Raw genomic sequence first — 17,981 nt, 5'->3', positions numbered from 1 at the left:
CGATTGATTGAACATCGTGTCATCCAGGTTAAGTTTTAGTATGGATACGGTTAGAGAGACCATCACTTTTGAACAAAATCCATGAAGTAACTTCATGTATCAATCTATTGAAGCACCGTTGGGATTTATATTAAAACATCATCCCCCCAAAAAATGGAGGTTATCGAAATGGAGAATTTAGATACGTCGAGCAAAGATGTGAACAATCAGGTATCCCACCCTGCTACTATGCGGACGATCCGTTTCCACGACTACGGCGAACCGGCCGAAGTCCTCCGTATGGAACAGGTCGCGGTCCCTGACCCAGGCCCGGGGCACATTCGCGTGACAGTGCGAGCTTGCGGGCTGAATCCGGTCGACTGGGCTTTGTGCAAAGGGCTATTTCCCGGTAAGCTGCCCCGCGGTATCGGGCTGGAACTGTCCGGGATTGTGGATGCGGTCGGTGAGGACGTCACCGATGTCGTCATCGGCGACGCCGTCCTGGGCACCACCGACTTTGTCGGCGTCCCGATCGCTGGCGCGTCGGATCGGGCGATCATAGACCATTGGGTCCGCATCCCTGCAGGACTCGAGTTCGTGCAAGCTGCGGCGCTTCCAATGGCGGTCACAATTGCATACAACCACCTTAAAGCACTTGGTGTTAAGTCGGGCCACACCCTGCTGGTGCACGGAGCAGGCACCATGATGGGCTTCGCTGCCGTCCAGATCGCTCTCATGCGCGGCGCCGGCGTGATCGCTACCGCCGGTAACACTTACGCCGACCGGCTCCGCTCGATGGGAGCGACAGTGACTTCGTACGGTGATGGAATGGTCGAGCGGGTAATCGAACTCGCCAGACAGCCGGTGGACCTGGTCCTGGACACTGCACCGGTCAGCGGTATCATACCCGATCTTATCCGGATCGCCGGTGGTGATCCCCGCCGTGTTCTAACCATCAGCGACTTCGCCGCAGCCGCCGAGCTCGGCGTCCGCGCCAGCACTGGAGAAGAGCAAACCTTGCGCTATGATGTTCTTAGCGAGTTCGCCCAGTACGCCGCAGACGGCAAGTTCACCGTTCCGGTCGCCCAGACTTTCGCCCTCGAGGACTGGCGTAGAGCACTCGACATCAGCCAGAGCGGACACGCGCGTGGCAAACTGATCCTCCTGCCTGCCTGCCGGCGACTGATGTATTCGGGTACATTTTATTCTATATCCAATTCCACTCACCCATCTCACCGCCACTTGTCGTTTCTCCATTAAAATAAAAAAAGAGGGTAGCCTGGAATCAATCCTTCCGGCTCCCCTCTAGATGCATTAACTATTAACAAATCGATTCCATACTTTTTTATTGTCGAACAAAAAATGTCCCCATACGGAAGAGTGTCTGCCGAGTATGGGGAATTTTCAAGTGCCGTTATTGGGGATTTTACCACTGCCGTTCACACTAATATGTGAAAGTGATCAAATTCTAGGAAGACGACTGGTTGGATGAAGAAGAACTGTTAACCCGTCTGCTCACGCATGCATCCTCTGCTATCTAGCCTCGCCTTACCAGTAGCAGAATTAGCCTATTTGCTGCCTATAATATGGTGGCTGCAAACAGGCTTTTTGATTCCGCTTATATGATGATATGTCTTCGTTCAATGCCAGCCACTGCACCGCCAACCCGAACTTGGTTGATTTCACCGCTCTCGCTCAGGCGCAATCCTGCCCTGATTTCAGAAGGACAATCCATCGAATACCCTTGCCTGAACATGACATGCTCCACTTCCCGCAAAGATCGCTGGCCATGCCGGTACAAATAGCTGAGCAGGGCACCGTTGGATGTTCCTGTCGCGCTCTCCTCGGGAATATCGTACAGCGGCGCAAAATTCCGGCATTCCGCAGCAGCACCGTCTGGAGTATCCAACGTGAACAAATGATATCCAACCACATCATATTTTTCACTGATGGCGGTTATGGCGTCAAAATTTGGCTGAACCTCATCCAATAGCTTCCTGCTGCGGATCGGGATCAAGATGTCCCGCAGACCCGTCGAAACAATCTGGATGGGCAACCCGGTTTCCAGAGCCTCGGGATCCATCCCCAAAGATGGGGCGATTTCCTCACAGGATATCCTTTCAAGAAATTGTGGTAAAGCCTGGGATAAATAAACTAGACCCTCAGAGCTAATATCCACATCCAAAATTCCTGCCTTGGTTTCTATCGTATAGGAGGTTCCTGCTTTAGCCAAACCCAGCGAATGCATGAGTCCAAATGCAGCAATCGTGGCGTGCCCGCACAGATCAACTTCGCTGGCGGGGGTGAAATAGCGGACTTTGTAATTCGCTAGCATGGATTTCTCCATAAAGGCCGTCTCCGAATAGCCTAATTCCTTCGCTATGAGCTGCATTTCAGCAGCATCCAGCGAAAGGCCATCCTCCAAGACAACGCCTGCTGGATTACCGCCACGCTCACCTTTCGCAAACGCATTTAACGTATACACTTCCACATTCATGTTCCCCTCGTCTCCTCCTTATCTTCAAAAACAATATGCGTTACCGCACGTATCAGCTTTGTTGATACGACACAGCCGTCATTCTGTATGCTCGTAGGCGTGTAATACTCGCCTTTTGAAAGGAAGTATCCCCCTCTTCGTTTGGGAATATTTGGGACGAATGTACATCGGCATTCTTTTCCTTCTTTATTTATATTCTATCAGATTTACAGCACATCGATAGCTTTCTTAGATCCATTGAAGTCCAAGCTACTTTAAGAAAAACACCAGCCGATCTCTTGGTCAATGTAAGGAGGCATCACACAAAAAATAATATGCGGCACTAGGAGCAGCTCCGCGACGGGCCGCTCCCTGCTTTGAACAGCAAACAAATGCTTCAATAAGCCTAGTTTGACTCTATCTGTTTGCAATAGTGCAATGTGGTATCCTCGACCTAAAAACATGTCGGTAGATACCTGGTTTCGACATCCTAGAAGTAGGAATCCTGCGAATGAGAGAGCATAAGTGAGAGAAACTCTTAATACCAGGGGGAAGTATGGAGCTTTCGGATTTCGAGCTACCCATGGTAGCCCTTATGCCGAGCGCAATTCCTCACACGACTTAAGTCGCGTGTCTCCATGCGCGGTTATGAAATACCTAGATAAAATGAAGAGACCATAGCTCGTCGCTATGGTCTCTTTCAGCAGTCAGTAAAATTACTAATTACGAAATTCGCCTCACTCACTTCAACTGTCCGTCAACGCCTACCACTGAACCGTTTGATTGCTTCCTCGGTCACCGGCGTGAAGAGGTTAACAAGATTGCCGTCGGGATCGCGAAACAGCACGGCACGGTTCCCCCACGGCATTGTGGTAGGTTCCTTTACCCACTCATCGACAAACGGCTTCAAGCGCTCGTATTCGGCATCGACATCGTGGACGTGGAACTCGATGATGACAGTGTGATTGTTGGCAGCCACTGCGGAACCAGCGCCGAACAGTTGCACCGTCTGGGAGTGGCCGATCGCTAGGGTGCACGATGGCATAACGAGTTCGGCAAAGACAGGCGCAGGGCGTTCCGCCGAAACACCCGTGATTTTCTCATAGAACTCGACGAGACGATCCACGTCATCAGTAATAATGCGTACAGAAGCAAAATTCACGAGATACCATCCTTCCTATAATAAGTGATACAGTATCATATCATACAAAACACTACTAACAACAGTATGTCAATAGTGTTTTATGAAAACTTCTATATAAATTAAAAGGGAGCGCCGAATTATTCCCCTCGGGCTGTTCGTTGAAAATAAAGTATTAGACTGGAGTCGTTGATTTAACGCGATTTTTGAATTGAAGAATTTCCAGCTTTTGAAAAATAAGTTTTAGACTGATCAATTAAAAGAAGCAGCGGCGGATCAAGACTTGATAAATAAAGTCTTAGACTGCCGCTGTTGTCGTTAAACTAACGTTTCCCCTTTAGCTTAAATTACCATCGCAGCACCATTTTGAATCCGAGAGTATAAGCGAGACCGGATTGGCGGGCTACAGGTTTCCTTGGATGGCAATCGTATCGACACAACGCACTGTGCTTCGAAAGTCGGAGCGGTGATGTGAGCGACGCAGCAGTTCAAGCAACACTCGCGCCCAGGCTTCATGCTATTACAATCGCCACATGCGGTCATACACGCCGCGAGCGCACGAAAAAGGTGATTCGGCTTGTCCAACTTTACATATTAGGCACAACAGTGATCGGAAGCCCCACTTCCCGCAGCAGCCATGCCATAGCTGGCTCATACACATGGCTTCAAGTTAAGGGATTTAGAGTTATTTTATATCGGCAGTTGACTAATACATGTTAATTGTATATCATCAATATACTAAATGAGTTTCTTTTCTTTACTTCTTATCTAGAATAGGGGTGATTAAGCTAATGCGAAATGCTGAACGGTCCAAGGAGACGCGTACAAGAATTCTGAAATCTACAGCCCAGTTGCTGGCCGTTTCACCAGCCGGTGACATTTCAAACCGCGAGGTATGCGAAGCAGCAGGGGTGAAAGCGCCGACCCTGTATCATTACTTTGACGATAAAGAGGCTTTATTACATGCTGTGGTTAAGGAGGCATTTGATCAGTACCTCGCTCAAAAAAGAAAGATTGAACGTACAGGTGACCTCATTGCCGACTTTAAAAACGTATGGGATATGCATATCACTTTTGGATTGGATAATCCGGCGCTGTATGATCTGATGTACTGCCGGGCATCCACACACACGGTGTCACCAGCCGCCACCAACGCCCGCTCGGAGGTAATGGAGTTCATGCGTCATATTGAAGATACCGGCCGGCTGCGATTACCGATCAACATATCAACAGATCTTATAGAGTCGGTCGCGACAGGGCTAACGTTTCATCTCATCCGCTCGAACAGCAACATTCACCATCCTCTGGTCTCCATTACCTGCAACATGCTGATCTCGATCTTAATTGGGCCCGCCCCCTCATACGAGGATCAGTTGGTCTCACCACAAATCGTAGAGGCCGCTTCTACTTTGCGGAATGAATTATCCAAAGTCCAAATTTCTGCTCTAAGAGCTTCCGAAACTGCACTGCTTAAGGAATGGCTTGACATATTGTCTGGCAATTAGAGTTCACTTACTGGAGGGTATATTATGATTATACATGTTTTTGTGACTAAGCTTAAGAACCGCAATGAAGAAACAATAAGCACCGTGAAAAACAAGCTGCTGGGAATGAAGGGCAAAATTGAACATCTGAAGGATTTATCGGTTGGAGTAGACTTTACTCACGCTCAAATTTCTTATGATATAGCGATGGTTGCACAATTTAATTCAAAAGAGGATTTTAATGCATACCTTGCACATCCTGCACATCTTGAAGTTGCTAGATATATTTTTGGGATTCAAGAGAAAGTGGTAACCGTGAACTACGAAATATAATTTAGATGATATACTTCAGAAGAAAAGAAGCTCTTGTGATCATCACAGGAGCTTCTTTCATCTATGCATACAAGACGGGCTATTGCATGCCTTGCATAATTGCATTTATAATGCCGCTGGGTTATGGCGTTGTTTGTTCGGTTGCCAAAGCGAAGCCATGATCGCCATTATCTCAATAGATCGGCACTGCTTTGTATTTCTTGGACGCTGCCCCAATTTAAAAAAATGGTATTGGCATAACCTTCCAAGACACATCGAAAATTGTAGGGGGATTTGGCATGCTCATTTTAACTATACCACATGATCTAGAATCACTTTACTGGTAATGTTGACAAGCTATTAACTGGTATAGCTTAATGAAGCATTGTCAGTCTAATACTTAATTTTCTCAGTCTACAACTTTATTTGCTGAGTCTAACATTTTATTTTCCGGTCTAGATCATTATTTTCTTTTGACAGCTCCCTCTGGTTACTTAAAACGATTACTCCACCGTTACGCTCTTCGCCAGGTTACGAGGCTTATCGACATCATGACCCAATGCGAGAGAAGCATAATATGCCAGCAGTTGCAGCGTTACGACAGAAATTGCAGCCGTCAGAATCGGCAGAGTTTTCGGAATCGTAATCACATGGTCTACGGACTTCAGCAGCTCTGCAGCGTGCTCTTCATAGGAGATTGCGAGCACCTCGGCACCACGTGCTTTCACTTCTTTGATGTTGCTCACCGTTTTCTCCATCACGGATTCCTGGGTAACAAGAGAGATGACAGGGATGCCCTCTTCAATCAGCGCCAGCGTACCGTGCTTCAGCTCACCTGCAGCATATGCCTCGGAATGGATATAAGAGATCTCCTTCAGCTTCAGAGAGCCCTCCTGTACTACAGCGTAATCTTGACCACGGCCAATGAAGAACAGATGTTTGTGCTTGGCAATATGCTCAGCATAAGTCTTGATCGGATCCGCCTGACCCAGCATCGCTTCCACTTGCTCAGGCAGAGCTTCCATGGCGGCCAGTACATGAGCAACTTCTTCCTTATTCATTGTTCCACGTACTTGCGCGAGGTAAAGTCCAAACAGATAAAAAGCAATTAACTGAGAAGTATATGCTTTCGTTGACGCTACGGCAATTTCAGGACCAGCCAATGTTACGAGTACATCGTCCGCGTCGCGGGCGATGGAGCTGCCCACCACGTTGGTGATCGCAAGCACATGTGCGCCGTTGGCTCTCGCTTCACGTAAAGCAGCAAGCGTATCGGCTGTTTCACCCGATTGGCTAACTACGATAACCAGCGTTTCAGGCGTGATGATTGGCGAACGGTAACGGTATTCAGATGCCACGTCATTCTCAACCGGAATGCGGGCAAATTGTTCGATCACCGTGCGACCGATCAGACCAGCATTATACGCCGTACCACAAGCAACGATATGCACGTTGCGGATATTTTTAATCTGCTCTACGGACAGCTTCAGCTCCGGCAGAACGACTTGATGATTGGCATGATCGATGCGTCCGAGCATCGTATCCCGATAAGCTTTTGGCTGCTCGTGAATTTCCTTCAGCATAAAATGCTCGTAGCCGCCTTTTTCAGCAGTAACAGCATCCCAATCGACATGGATCATTTCCCGAGCAATAAAGTTTCCTTCAATCGTCAACAGTTCGACAGCGTCTTTTGTCAGTACAGCCATCTCTCCATCTTCGAGAATATATACATTACGTGTATATTTCAGAATAGCAGGAATATCAGATCCAATGAAATTTTCGCCTTCTCCTACGCCAATGACAAGCGGGCTTGCCTGACGAACCGCGACCAGCTTTTCCGGCTCGTATTCAGTCAATACACCCAACGCAAATGCGCCGCGAATATATTTAATGGCTTTCTGCACCGCTTTGACGATGTCACCTTGGTACTCACGTGCAATCAGGTGGGACACGATTTCCGTATCGGTTTCGGACCGGAATGTGTGCCCCTCCCTCATCATTTCCTCCTTCAGTTCCAGATAATTCTCGATAATCCCGTTATGAACCACCGAAAACTTCTGGCTTTCATCCGTATGTGGATGGGAGTTCACATCAGAAGGCTTCCCGTGCGTAGCCCAGCGTGTATGTCCAATGCCTGCGCTGCCGATCAGCGGCGTTCCCTCCAGCTTGGCTTCGAGGTTGGCAAGGCGGCCTTTGGCTTTGGCAACTCGGAGACCGTCATTAGTAAACACGGCGATTCCCGCCGAATCATATCCACGGTATTCCAGCTTGCTCAAGCCTTCCAGCAAAATTTCCTGTGTATTCTTATTTCCAATATACCCTACAATACCACACATGTTCGATTTCCTCCGATCATCATTTCAGTGAGAACGGGACCTTGAAAAAGAGCATGCGGAATATGCGGGAAAGAGTTCATTATGAAGTTGTCAAAGAAAACCGGTATCGACAATAAAGAATCTTCACGAATGTCACGCATTCCCGTACCGCACACCTGCTGATGGCCGCACATTCATGAAATGAATCCATAAATTTATAGTTTAGTGGCATCTACCGGTTCGTTGTAAAAATGGTCACCCATTTCTTTTCCGAAATCGGTTTACGGTTAGATGCATCACCGGGAGGTCCCCGCCGAACATTTCGAACACCTCCACCTCGTCAGCTTGTTATGCCGTGAACCGAAGTTCCCCCGCGCAATTTACAAGCTCTGGCGCTTAGTGGTTGTGAACCTCACTACCCTCGCTCTCTAATTTTGATTCCAAAATACTCATTCATTATATGCATGTCTGTCGAATTTGGCAATGGTGTTTTGTACCTTCCGCTGCCAATTTTCTTTACATAACTACCCGAGCCCGGTCACGCTCAGACGAAAAAGACGCTCAGCGGCTGCTCCGGGCCCAGGCTTGCACGCACCCTTTAAACGAGCTCCGTTTTCACAACCTCGACAATTTCGTCCACATAACGTTCAAGCTCTTCCTTATCAGGTCCCTCCGCCATGACACGGATCAACGATTCCGTACCGGAAGGACGAACCAGCACACGTCCGTTGTCTCCAAGCTTCTGCTCGACCTTCTGTATCGCTTCAGCGATGGCCGGATTGCCCGGGTAATTGGTTTTGTCCTGCACACGTACGTTAACCAGCACCTGAGGATACTGCTTCATCAAGGATTTCAACTCACTGAGCTTCTTGCCGGACGCCGCGAGAGTATCCACCAGTTGAATCGCCGTCAACATTCCGTCGCCGGTCGTATTATAATCCAGAAAAATCACGTGTCCAGACTGCTCACCGCCCAAATTATATCCGCCGCGACGCATTTCTTCCATTACATAGCGGTCTCCGACAGCGGTTTTAGCCGTTTTAAGAGACAGTCTCTCTGCCGCTTTATAAAAGCCGATGTTGCTCATGACCGTGGAAACAATCGTGCTGTCCTTCAGCTTACCGGCGCGGTTCATGGCATCTCCACAAATGCAGAGAATGAAGTCACCGTCTACCTCTTCTCCATTTTCATCAATGGCGATCAGACGGTCCGCATCCCCGTCAAAAGCCAGTCCGATGTCCGCTTTCAAGCGAAGCACCTCTTCCTTCAGCTTCTCCGGATGCGTGGACCCGCAGTGATCATTAATATTTAGACCGTTTGGCTCCGCACCAATAGCCGTCACTTCCGCACCCAGATCCTCAAACAGCTTGGGAGCAAGCTCGTAGGCCGCCCCATTGGCGCAGTCCAGAACGATTTTAAGGCCTTTAAACGAATTGGAGACGGTCGTCTTCAGGTAATCCAGGTACAGGTAACGTGATCGGTCATCCACAGTTACCGTCCCCAGTCCCCCCCCAACGGGACGAGGCAGCAAGTCCTCTTCAGCATCCATTAATGCTTCAATCTCCAACTCCGTTTCGTCCGACAGCTTGAAGCCGTCTCCTCCAAAAAACTTGATTCCATTATCTTCAACCGGATTATGGGAAGCGGAGATCATCACACCTGCATCCGCCTTAAGCATGCGGGTTATATAAGCCACACCAGGTGTGGATACCACCCCTAGCCGGACTACATTCGCTCCAATCGACAGCATTCCGGCTACCAGAGCCGATTCCAACATTAATCCTGAAATACGTGTATCCATACCGATCACAACTGTCGGCTTCTCCACATTTCCTGCCAGCACATATCCGCCACAGCGTCCGATACTGTAAGCCAATTCTGCAGTCAGCTCTTTATTTGCTACACCTCTGACACCGTCTGTTCCAAAGTATTTTCCCATATGATGATGACTCCCTCTTTAATATTGCTTTTTTTGTTTTAGATTATAGATGTTTTTTATATTGTATTAAGGCTGGTTTGTCTCCTCTGTATTGTTAGGACTGCCTTCGCTGCCCTGCTGGCCGGTATCCTGTCCGCCCTCTGTCGCATTCCCTTCCCCGGCACCATCTGGGGGTAACGTCTCCTGGACTTCTCCGCCGTTAGACTCCCCGCTCTCCCCCGTCGAACTCTCCCCTGTGTCTCCTTCCGGGGTCGTAACAGTGGGTTCTGAGCTGTCCTGGACTTGGACAGTAGCCGATAATGGCGTGTCCTCCTCAGTCAGGGAAATGTACTTCGGCAGCGTTACCTGGAGAGAAACGTTATGCTGTCCTGGCTCCAGGCCCGCAACATCAGCTACCAGTGCGATATCGTCATTCGTCAATTCACTCACTAGATCTTCGGGTCCATTCACACTGACACTCAGAGTCTGGCTTTCCGGGGTTACGATCGTTACACCCCCTGCCTCGGCAGCTCCATTAATCTGGATTGGAACGTTCTCAATCGTTCTCTGCGAAGTGGTCACCGCACCATCCGGGGCCACGGTAACCTCCAGCTCAATCGCCGCAGGATATACGCTCCCTGCCCCCTCTGGCACCGTCAGGTTGGCCTGTACCTGCCTGGTCCCTGCTTCCGTCAGCGTGCTGAGATTCAGCGTCGCTGTCACATTTCCCGTTAGCTCTGACAACACAGCAGACGGAGCATACACGCTTGCTTCCGTCACACTAGGCTTCACACTGGCCAGAACCAGACCATCTGGCAGATCACCTGTATAGCTTACCCGTATAGGCAGTGTTTTGTATCCCTGTACAACCGGCACCTCGATAGAAACAGTTGCAGGTTCAATCACGGCCTCTTCAATTTCCTGGCCATTTTTGTCGTAGGCCCTGAGCCGGACTTTTCGTTCGGTCACATTTTCTTTTGCCCCGCTGACATCTACGGTCCCACGTACAGAAGCCACTGCTTCTAAGCGGCTTTCCGCCAAAGTGACATGAACCTCTGCCGGGTCTGAGGTAGGCGTACCCAGCCTCATACCTGCTGCGGGATCACCATTTGTCGCGATATTTACATTGAAAGCTTCCGTCTTTTTCTCCTCCACCGTTACCGTAACCATGGACGGATTGATGGACACCACCTCAACACCGGAAGGCAGATCAGTTCTCAGCGGCAGCGTCTCCGTTCCTGACTTCATATTGGTTAAATCAACCGTCACTTTATAATCATCCGTAAAAAACGACGTCAAAAGCGAGCGCTTCCCCCTAACCTCAAGCGTCACCCTGTCCGTGCTCATGCCAGTGAGCACATAGTTGTCATTCAGTCCCGCTGCCTGGACCGCAACATCTTTTATCGTTTTATTATCATAAGCCGTAGTAATGCCCGAAGAAGTAGTACCACTATCCAGATGCACCATAGCCCAAAGCAGAATACTGATCAACAAGGCTAGCAATTTGGAGAACGTTGCATTGTTAAACCATCTGTCCATCATGAGCTGCCGCCGCCTCCCCGCTTCCAGAACGGCTTGCGCTTTTCCTTAATCGATGTAGCCGGGCGCAGTTCCTCATACAATTTGGAGATAAGCGATTCTTCCTTAATATCCCTTACAACCTGCCCGTTAATGGCAAGCGAAATTTGGCCTGTCTCCTCCGACACGACAATGGCTACCGCATCAGCCATCTCACTGACGCCAATCGCGGCCCGGTGCCTTGTTCCAAGCTCCTTGCTGATAAACGGATTCTCCGATAACGGAAGATAGCATGCTGCCGCTGCAATTTGGTTATTCTGGATAATTATCGCCCCGTCATGCAAAGGCGTATTCGGTATAAATATATTGATAAGCAGCTCTGAGCTCACCACTGCCTGGGTTCTAATCCCGGATTCAGTATATTCGTTCAGACCTGTCTCACGTTCAAAAACAATCAGAGCACCAATTTTCCTACGGGAAAGATAGTTCAGCGCCTTAATAATCTCGCCGATCAGTTTATTCAGCTCTTCATCCTCGGCGCTTGAGCGTCCAAACAGCTTCCCCCTGCCCAACTGTTCCAATCCCCGTCTAAGCTCAGGCTGAAATATGATGAAAACCGCCAGCACCCCGAAGGTGAACATCTGGTTCATTAGCCACTTTAAGGTGTACAAATCAAACCAGGTGCTGAGTGCCCATATTACAACCAGCACGAGAATCCCTTTCAACAGTTGAACTGCCCGGGTGCCCCGCACCAGCAAAATAATCTGATATATAATATACGTTACAATTAAAATATCGATTAAGTCCTTAATGGACTCTTGCCAAGTCATATCCGTAAAGTACTCCAGCATGCGCATGCCCCCGCAGTGTCAATGATAAGTGGGTCGTCCTAACCGACAGTATGTATATAGTATGGTCTCTTTATCTAGGTTATAACGATCGCGGTCAGGTTGCAAGCCGAACTCCGATTTTAATGGTGCATATCGGTTGTTTTCGCAAAATATTGGAACCTGACACCAAAATAAGCGCCCTTTCCGCGGAAAGAGGCGCTTATTTTGGTCTCTCAGGTTAAGGCCCTAGCGGTATGCCACATCTGTGAACAAATTCGAAATTTTATACCATACCCAATCCAGCGCCCTGTCAATGCTTTTTATTTGTCCCGATATGTTTGCGGTTGACGCTTGGTAATATGAGCCGTCAATCACCGTCAAATTTCCTTCTACATCCCCATACACCTGAGCAGTTCCGTTTTCCACCGTCAGATCTCCATCAATAGCTTTGCCTTCAGGCACAATAACCGTGTTGCCCTGGATAACAAGCTGGTCCAGATGGTCTCCCCGGACCACTAGTTGGCTGTTCTGGCCCCAATTGCTTACTAAACTGGATAGGACGACAACGAGAAAGAAAGCCGCTGCTGTAGCAGCCGGATGTCTCTTTATCCATTTGACCCACCTCTGCTGCCGCTTCGGTGTTGGCATAATGCTCAAAATCCGATCAGTCAGCTCATCCGTAACAGAAGGCAGGGGATGCTGGATTCCGAATAGCATCGTTTCGGTCCGCTCCAGCTCTTTAAACCGCATCCGGCAATCCTGGCATACCAGCAGATGATTCTGCAACTCACTCTTTTCCTGCTTGGACAGATCACCGTCCAGGTACTGGTGCATAAAAGAGACGGCCTCTTTGCATTCCATATGAGCCAATCCTTTCTTGTAGTCTTCCGACTTGCCGCCAATGGATACAAATCCAATCCGGTCAAGGCATCTATTAGCGCAAGGTCCGTTTGTACAACATTACTTACGTTTCCGTAACAGATATGTTTCACAAAAAATGAATTAACTACAATTTGTGTTCAAGCTTTTTCCGCAGAAACTCCCGCCCCCGGTGAACTCGTGTCTTAATTGTCGTGACCGGAAGATTAAGCACATCACTGACCTCCTGGAGGGACATATCCTGTAAATAGCGGAGTACCATAATAGATTTGTATTTAGCCGGCAGGCTGTCTATGGCTTCCCTGATTTGAGTTTGTGTCTCCAACAAGAGAGTTTCACCCTCAGGTGTACGCTCATCGCTTGGAAGCATCCCGTATCCATCGCTGCCTTCCTGATCATTAATTTCCGCATCTAGCGAATATGTAGGTTTTCTTCTTCGCAATCGGTCAATACATAAATTGGTAGCAATACGGTATATCCATGTGGAGAATTTTTGATTAGGGTCATACTTATCCAAATTGCGGTAAACGCGTAAAAAAGTCTCCTGTACCATATCTTCTGCTTCATGCCGGTTGCCAAGCATCCGGTACGTCAGATGAAATATTTTATCCTTATAAAGCTCCACTAGCTCCGCAAAGGCCCGTTGATCCCCTTTAAGAATCAGCTTGACCAAGCGGCTGTCCATGTTTTCCACCGTTTATTCCCCCAGACTTGCTGATGGGTTGATATTATATTGCTCCTACGAGCAATAACAGAAACAGCCGGGTCCTCATTTGAGCACCCGACCGCGTATTTTTAGAGCATCCTCTGCTAACGTATCAGCCGGTATTTCTTAATCCTGCCGCAATACCGTTGATTGTAAGCAGCACCTCCCGCAGCAATTCGGCATCATCACCATTCTGTTCTCTCATTTGCCGAAGCTCGGTTAACAATTGCACCTGCATGTAGCTGAGCGGATCGACATAAGGGTTCCGCAGCCGGATGGACTCCTGAATCACAGGTACATTATCCAGGATTTCCTTTTGCCCTGTAATGTTCAAAATCAGGCTGGAGGTCAACTCGTATTCTTGGGTGATTAAGCCGAGTATGCGTTGCCTTGCTTCGTCGTTATCCGTCATACGGGCGTATTCCTTGGCGATCACGAGATCCGCTTTAGCGATAGCCATTTGCAATGTATCGATCAAAGAGCGGAAGAAGGGAAACTCCCTATACATCGCTTGCAGCACCTGCATATTTTCTTCCTTATCCTGATAGAAGCTTTGTAGTCCGGAACCGGCGGCATACCAAGCAGGCAATAAAGAACGGCTCTGAGTCCATGCAAATACCCAAGGAATTGCACGCAGGTCCTCAAAGCGGTCGCTGTTTTTACGTTTCGACGGCCTGGAACCGATATTCAACTCTCCAATTTCCGGAAGCGGTGTTGACTCTTTAAAGAACGCGAAAAAGTCTGGATCACGGAAAATCAGGTCCTGATACTTCTCCAGCGACACCTCAGATATCTGCGTGATAATCTCTTCCCACTGTTCATTGAACTTTTCTTCTTTACCGGAACGGCGGTACATGGCCGATGTAAGCAGGGCCGACGTAGCCTGTTCAAGACTGCGGTATGCGATGCCTTTTAAAGAATAACGGGATGAGAGCACTTCGCCCTGCTCCGTGATCTTGATTCCCCCGCCTACCGTTCCTGGCGGCTGGGCCAGAATGCTGCGGTTCAGCGGCATTCCTCCCCGTCCAAGCGCACCTCCACGCCCATGGAAGAATTTCAGCTTGATATCAAACTCGTTAGCCACCTTGGTAAGCTCGTTCATGGATACACGCAGCTCGTAATTAGCTGTTACAACCCCGCCATCCTTGTTGCTGTCCGAGTAGCCAAGCATGATTTCCTGCAAATGATTCATCGCTGCAACCGATTGACGATATACTGGAAGCTTCAACAGCCTTCTCATGATTTCAGGCGCGGCATGCAGATCATCGATGGTCTCAAAGAGCGGAACGGATTGAATGCTGCAAACGATCGTTCCGTCCACTTCCTTGCGGAACAAGCCGGCTTCTTTGGCCAATACCATCACTTCCAGCATATCGCTCGCACCCTGTGTCATACTGATCAGGTAGCTGGTGATGCACTGTCTGCCGTACTCCTGCTGCGCTCTATAGATCGTCTGGTACACGTTAAGGCATTCCCGCGTGCTTTCACTATAATCTAAATAACGGGATGTAATCGGACGCGGATCATTCATCAAGGCTTCCAGAAGCTCAATCTTCTCTTCTTCAGCAAGGCTTTTGTAATCAGGTGTGATGTTCATTTTCGCCAAAATTTCAGTCATCGCATTTTCATGCTCCTGGCTGTGCTGGCGGATATCCAAGGTTGCCGTATGGAATCCGAACAGTTCGACCTGGCGGATCATTTTTTGAATATACGTATCCGCTACATAATCAGCAAAATGATGACGCAGGCTGCGGTCGATGATATTAAGATCCACGATAAGCTCAGCAGCACTCGCATACTGCTCTTTCGTGCCTTTTTTGGTATCTTCAAGCACATTGTTAACTTTAGCCATCATGTAGGCCAATTTGATCCGATACGGCTCTTTTTCATTATGCCATATTTCCATCTTTTTCAGAGGAACATTTATTTTATCTTGTTTAATTGAAGCAATAAGCTCCTCGGAGACCGTCACAATACTGGTGCTGAAGCTCAGCGAGCCCATCAAGTCGAAAAGAATGCGCTGATACTCACGTACAGCCAGTTTGCGCTGCATAAGGAGTGTATCCCACGTGATATCAGCGGTTACGGAAGGATTTCCGTCCCGATCCCCGCCGATCCAGGAACCAAAGCGAAGATATGTAGGGATATGCCATCTTTCCCCCGGATAATATTTATTCAAACAGCGTTCAAGCTCCTGATATACGTCAGGGAGCACGTGAAACAGCGTCTCATGGAAAAAGTACATGCCATTACGGACCTCGTCCAATACCGTTGGTTTGCGGTCCCTCAGCTCATCGGTTTGCCAAAGTGTGATAACCTCATTCAGCAGGCTATGACGAAGCTGTTCACGCTCACGGAAAGTCAGCGTTGGATTATCTAATTGCATAACATACTCGGATATACGTTTGTGAATATCCAAAATGGCCCGCCGCATAGCCTCTGTCGGATGGGCGGTCATCACCAGTTCCAGGGAAAGCTCACCAAGTATAGAGTGTACATCCTCGGCTGTGAATCCCTGCTCTTTCAGTTCCTGAACTGATTTTTCGATGGAGCCGGGCTGAATCTCTTCACCGGCAGATCGTTCATAATCACGTTTTCTGCGAATACGGTGATTCTGTTCAGCAATGTTCACCAATTGGAAATATATGGCGAAAGCACGGATCACCTGATGCCGGATTTCCGGCTCCAGATTTCCGATCATGGATTTGAAATCATCGAAAAGCTCAGGCAAAAATTCCGCCCGCAAGGATTTGCTCGTTTCTCTTATTTTCTCTACGATATCCAGAAGCTCGTTGCCCCCCTGGTGTACAAGGACCTCTCCGAGAATCGTACCTAAGAAACGAACGTCACGCCGCAGTAGATTGTTAGATTGGCTTTTATTTGCGGTCAACGTAAGCTGCTCAGTCATGCTTTTCCTCCCATCTCATCCGATATTCATACCATGAAAAATTGACACTTTCTTAACATCATACAATAAAAATCAGTGAAAAGCTTTAATTTTAAACGGGAAATTTAGAGAGAAAAGTGCTTTATTATTTTTAGCAAGTGTGATGTTTATTCATGAAAACAAATTTTTATTCTACAGATTGAGTGACTCCTATATGTAGAATCCCCCGGAAGCTCTAAGCTTAGTTTGTACTTTTGTAGAGTACATATTCCTTAGCCTTGAAACAAGCATTTGCATAAATAAATATAGAAAAAAGGAGAAAGCAACATCGTATCCATGCTTTCTCCAAGTTATTATCTTCATTAAAACAAAATACAAAAAAAAGCCTTGCGGCTTGATTATACACAATGGAGCGGGTGATGGGAATCGAACCCACGCTACCAGCTTGGAAGGCTGGAGTTCTACCATTGAACTACACCCGCAAATTAAAGATCGGGACGACACGATTTGAACATGCGACCCCCTGGTCCCAAACCAGGTGCTCTACCAAGCTGAGCTACGTCCCGATAGTATTTCACGAAATTATAATTTCACTGAAGTAATATGGCGTCCCCTGAGAGATTCGAACTCCCGACCTTTTGATTCGTAGTCAAACGCTCTATCCAGCTGAGCTAAGGGGACAAACTAATGGAGCGGACGACGGGAATCGAACCCGCGACCCTCGCCTTGGCAAGGCGATGCTCTACCGCTGAGCCACGTCCGCATAATGCGCGTGGAGGGACTTGAACCCCCACGTCAAAGACGCTAGATCCTAAGTCTAGTGCGTCTGCCAATTCCGCCACACGCGCACATTGTAAAAACTGGTGAGCCATGAAGGACTCGAACCTTCGACACCCTGATTAAAAGTCAGGTGCTCTACCGACTGAGCTAATGGCTCATAGATGGCTGGGGATATAGGATTTGAACCTATGCATGACGGAGTCAAAGTCCGTTGCCTTACCGCTTGGCTAATCCCCATTATGCATATAAATAGGATTCCCCATTACCAGTCACATTATTAAAAAAACATGGTGGAGGCTGAGGGGATCGAACCCCCGACCCTCTGCTTGTAAGGCAGATGCTCTCCCAGCTGAGCTAAGCCTCCATATGAATGACCCGTAGGGGATTCGAACCCCTGTTACCTCCGTGAAAGGGAGGTGTCTTAACCCCTTGACCAACGGGCCATATAAGCTCTCAACCGGGATCGAACCGGTGACCTCATCCTTACCATGGATGCACTCTACCTACTGAGCTATGAGAGCATGGCTCCCCGAACAGGACTCGAACCTGTGACAACTCGATTAACAGTCGAGTGCTCTACCAACTGAGCTATCAGGGAATACTACGCTTGTTGAACAAGCGTAAAGGTTTTGCCTGGCAACGTCCTACTCTCCCAGGACCCTTCGGTCCAAGTACCATCGGCGCTGGAGGGCTTAACGGTCGTGTTCGGGATGGGTACGCGTGGAACCCCTCCGCTATCGCCACCAGACAGGTTTT

At 48.4% G+C, this 17,981-nt stretch carries 12 protein-coding genes, 11 tRNA genes and 1 rRNA gene; 3 read left to right on the top strand and 21 right to left on the bottom strand.

Annotation, left to right across the window (positions count from 1 at the left end; translation table 11 throughout):
* The first annotated feature begins 168 nt into the window (after positions 1 to 168).
* A complete protein-coding gene (locus tag OIN60_RS14410; RefSeq protein WP_305755581.1) occupies positions 169 to 1,239 on the top strand; it encodes an NADP-dependent oxidoreductase in 1,071 nt (356 codons plus the stop codon).
* A 358-nt stretch (positions 1,240 to 1,597) separates the two neighbouring features.
* Here OIN60_RS14410 and OIN60_RS14405 read toward each other — a convergent pair whose 3' ends face one another.
* Both OIN60_RS14405 and OIN60_RS14400 read right to left on the bottom strand, forming a co-directional pair.
* On the bottom strand, positions 1,598 to 2,476 hold the full coding sequence (locus OIN60_RS14405; RefSeq protein WP_305755580.1) for a PhzF family phenazine biosynthesis protein: 879 nt from the start codon (positions 2,474 to 2,476) through the stop codon (positions 1,598 to 1,600).
* A gap of 736 nt (positions 2,477 to 3,212) precedes the next feature.
* Entirely contained in the window at positions 3,213 to 3,617 is a 405-nt protein-coding gene (locus OIN60_RS14400; RefSeq protein WP_305755579.1) for a VOC family protein, read from the bottom strand.
* A 770-nt stretch (positions 3,618 to 4,387) separates the two neighbouring features.
* Between OIN60_RS14400 and OIN60_RS14395 the strand changes: the two genes are divergently transcribed.
* Together OIN60_RS14395 and OIN60_RS14390 are read left to right on the top strand one after the other, a co-directional pair.
* Positions 4,388 to 5,101: a TetR/AcrR family transcriptional regulator gene (locus OIN60_RS14395; protein WP_305755578.1), complete on the top strand. Its 714-nt coding sequence runs from the start codon at positions 4,388 to 4,390 to the stop codon at positions 5,099 to 5,101.
* A 24-nt stretch (positions 5,102 to 5,125) separates the two neighbouring features.
* On the top strand, positions 5,126 to 5,413 hold the full coding sequence (locus OIN60_RS14390; RefSeq protein WP_305755577.1) for a Dabb family protein: 288 nt from the start codon (positions 5,126 to 5,128) through the stop codon (positions 5,411 to 5,413).
* Positions 5,414 to 5,895: 482 nt separating this feature from the next.
* Here the strand turns inward: OIN60_RS14390 and glmS are convergent, their stop codons facing one another.
* The 19 genes from glmS to rrf all read right to left on the bottom strand — a co-directional run bounded on the left by glmS (position 5,896) and on the right by rrf (position 17,973).
* Positions 5,896 to 7,728, bottom strand: coding sequence for a glutamine--fructose-6-phosphate transaminase (isomerizing) (gene glmS, locus OIN60_RS14385; protein WP_305755576.1), 1,833 nt, complete (start codon positions 7,726 to 7,728; stop codon positions 5,896 to 5,898).
* A gap of 577 nt (positions 7,729 to 8,305) precedes the next feature.
* Positions 8,306 to 9,646, bottom strand: a complete 1,341-nt coding sequence (gene glmM, locus OIN60_RS14380) for a phosphoglucosamine mutase (RefSeq protein WP_305755575.1) — start codon at positions 9,644 to 9,646, stop codon at positions 8,306 to 8,308.
* A gap of 66 nt (positions 9,647 to 9,712) precedes the next feature.
* Positions 9,713 to 11,167 (bottom strand): CdaR family protein, encoded by a 1,455-nt coding sequence (locus OIN60_RS14375; protein WP_305755574.1) that lies wholly within the window; start codon positions 11,165 to 11,167, stop codon positions 9,713 to 9,715.
* Complete coding sequence (gene cdaA, locus OIN60_RS14370) at positions 11,164 to 11,994, bottom strand: diadenylate cyclase CdaA (protein ID WP_305755573.1); 831 nt, start codon at positions 11,992 to 11,994, stop codon at positions 11,164 to 11,166. Before cdaA ends, OIN60_RS14375 begins: the two co-directional genes overlap by 4 nt.
* Positions 11,995 to 12,219: 225 nt before the next feature.
* Positions 12,220 to 12,834 carry a zf-HC2 domain-containing protein gene (locus OIN60_RS14365; protein WP_305755572.1) on the bottom strand — a complete coding sequence of 205 codons (615 nt, stop codon included), beginning with the start codon at positions 12,832 to 12,834 and terminating at the stop codon, positions 12,220 to 12,222.
* Between the two features lie 145 nt (positions 12,835 to 12,979).
* Positions 12,980 to 13,546 (bottom strand): RNA polymerase sigma factor SigW, encoded by a 567-nt coding sequence (gene sigW / locus OIN60_RS14360; protein ID WP_305755571.1) that lies wholly within the window; start codon positions 13,544 to 13,546, stop codon positions 12,980 to 12,982.
* Between the two features lie 124 nt (positions 13,547 to 13,670).
* Positions 13,671 to 16,466, bottom strand: coding sequence for a phosphoenolpyruvate carboxylase (gene ppc / locus OIN60_RS14355; protein WP_305755570.1), 2,796 nt, complete (start codon positions 16,464 to 16,466; stop codon positions 13,671 to 13,673).
* 387 nt (positions 16,467 to 16,853) lie between these two features.
* Positions 16,854 to 16,927, bottom strand: a tRNA-Gly gene (locus tag OIN60_RS14350).
* 10 nt (positions 16,928 to 16,937) lie between these two features.
* Positions 16,938 to 17,011, bottom strand: a tRNA-Pro gene (locus OIN60_RS14345).
* 38 nt (positions 17,012 to 17,049) lie between these two features.
* Positions 17,050 to 17,126: transfer RNA gene (locus OIN60_RS14340), tRNA-Arg, on the bottom strand.
* Positions 17,127 to 17,133: 7 nt separating this feature from the next.
* Positions 17,134 to 17,208 (bottom strand) — tRNA-Gly (locus OIN60_RS14335).
* Positions 17,209 to 17,212: 4 nt separating this feature from the next.
* Positions 17,213 to 17,293, bottom strand: a tRNA-Leu gene (locus OIN60_RS14330).
* Positions 17,294 to 17,306: 13 nt separating this feature from the next.
* Positions 17,307 to 17,382, bottom strand: a tRNA-Lys gene (locus OIN60_RS14325).
* 5 nt (positions 17,383 to 17,387) lie between these two features.
* Positions 17,388 to 17,462 (bottom strand) — tRNA-Gln (locus OIN60_RS14320).
* A gap of 51 nt (positions 17,463 to 17,513) precedes the next feature.
* A tRNA-Val gene (locus OIN60_RS14315) sits at positions 17,514 to 17,589 on the bottom strand.
* Between the two features lie 7 nt (positions 17,590 to 17,596).
* Positions 17,597 to 17,668, bottom strand: a tRNA-Glu gene (locus OIN60_RS14310).
* A gap of 5 nt (positions 17,669 to 17,673) precedes the next feature.
* A tRNA-Thr gene (locus OIN60_RS14305) sits at positions 17,674 to 17,746 on the bottom strand.
* Between the two features lies 1 nt (position 17,747).
* Positions 17,748 to 17,823: transfer RNA gene (locus OIN60_RS14300), tRNA-Asn, on the bottom strand.
* Between the two features lie 33 nt (positions 17,824 to 17,856).
* Positions 17,857 to 17,973: ribosomal RNA gene (gene rrf, locus OIN60_RS14295) — 5S ribosomal RNA — on the bottom strand.
* Positions 17,974 to 17,981: the final 8 nt, after the last annotated feature.

The organism is Paenibacillus zeirhizosphaerae, assembly GCF_030705605.1.
Lineage (GTDB): Bacteria > Bacillota > Bacilli > Paenibacillales > Paenibacillaceae > Paenibacillus > Paenibacillus zeirhizosphaerae.
Note: the sequence above shows the minus strand (reverse complement) of the source record. Positions and strands in the feature narration are given on the sequence as shown.

What these genes read in the sequence shown, in the direction of transcription:
- OIN60_RS14410 (WP_305755581.1), top strand. Translation starts at nt 169, where the DNA reads ATGGAGAATTTAGATACGTCGAGCAAAGATGTGAACAATCAGGTATCC.
- OIN60_RS14405 (WP_305755580.1), bottom strand. Translation starts at nt 2,476, where the DNA reads ATGAATGTGGAAGTGTATACGTTAAATGCGTTTGCGAAAGGTGAGCGT.
- OIN60_RS14395 (WP_305755578.1), top strand. Translation starts at nt 4,388, where the DNA reads ATGCGAAATGCTGAACGGTCCAAGGAGACGCGTACAAGAATTCTGAAA.
- OIN60_RS14390 (WP_305755577.1), top strand. Translation starts at nt 5,126, where the DNA reads ATGATTATACATGTTTTTGTGACTAAGCTTAAGAACCGCAATGAAGAA.
- glmS (WP_305755576.1), bottom strand. Translation starts at nt 7,728, where the DNA reads ATGTGTGGTATTGTAGGGTATATTGGAAATAAGAATACACAGGAAATT.
- glmM (WP_305755575.1), bottom strand. Translation starts at nt 9,646, where the DNA reads ATGGGAAAATACTTTGGAACAGACGGTGTCAGAGGTGTAGCAAATAAA.
- OIN60_RS14375 (WP_305755574.1), bottom strand. Translation starts at nt 11,167, where the DNA reads ATGATGGACAGATGGTTTAACAATGCAACGTTCTCCAAATTGCTAGCC.
- cdaA (WP_305755573.1), bottom strand. Translation starts at nt 11,994, where the DNA reads ATGCTGGAGTACTTTACGGATATGACTTGGCAAGAGTCCATTAAGGAC.
- OIN60_RS14365 (WP_305755572.1), bottom strand. Translation starts at nt 12,834, where the DNA reads ATGGAATGCAAAGAGGCCGTCTCTTTTATGCACCAGTACCTGGACGGT.
- ppc (WP_305755570.1), bottom strand. Translation starts at nt 16,466, where the DNA reads ATGACTGAGCAGCTTACGTTGACCGCAAATAAAAGCCAATCTAACAAT.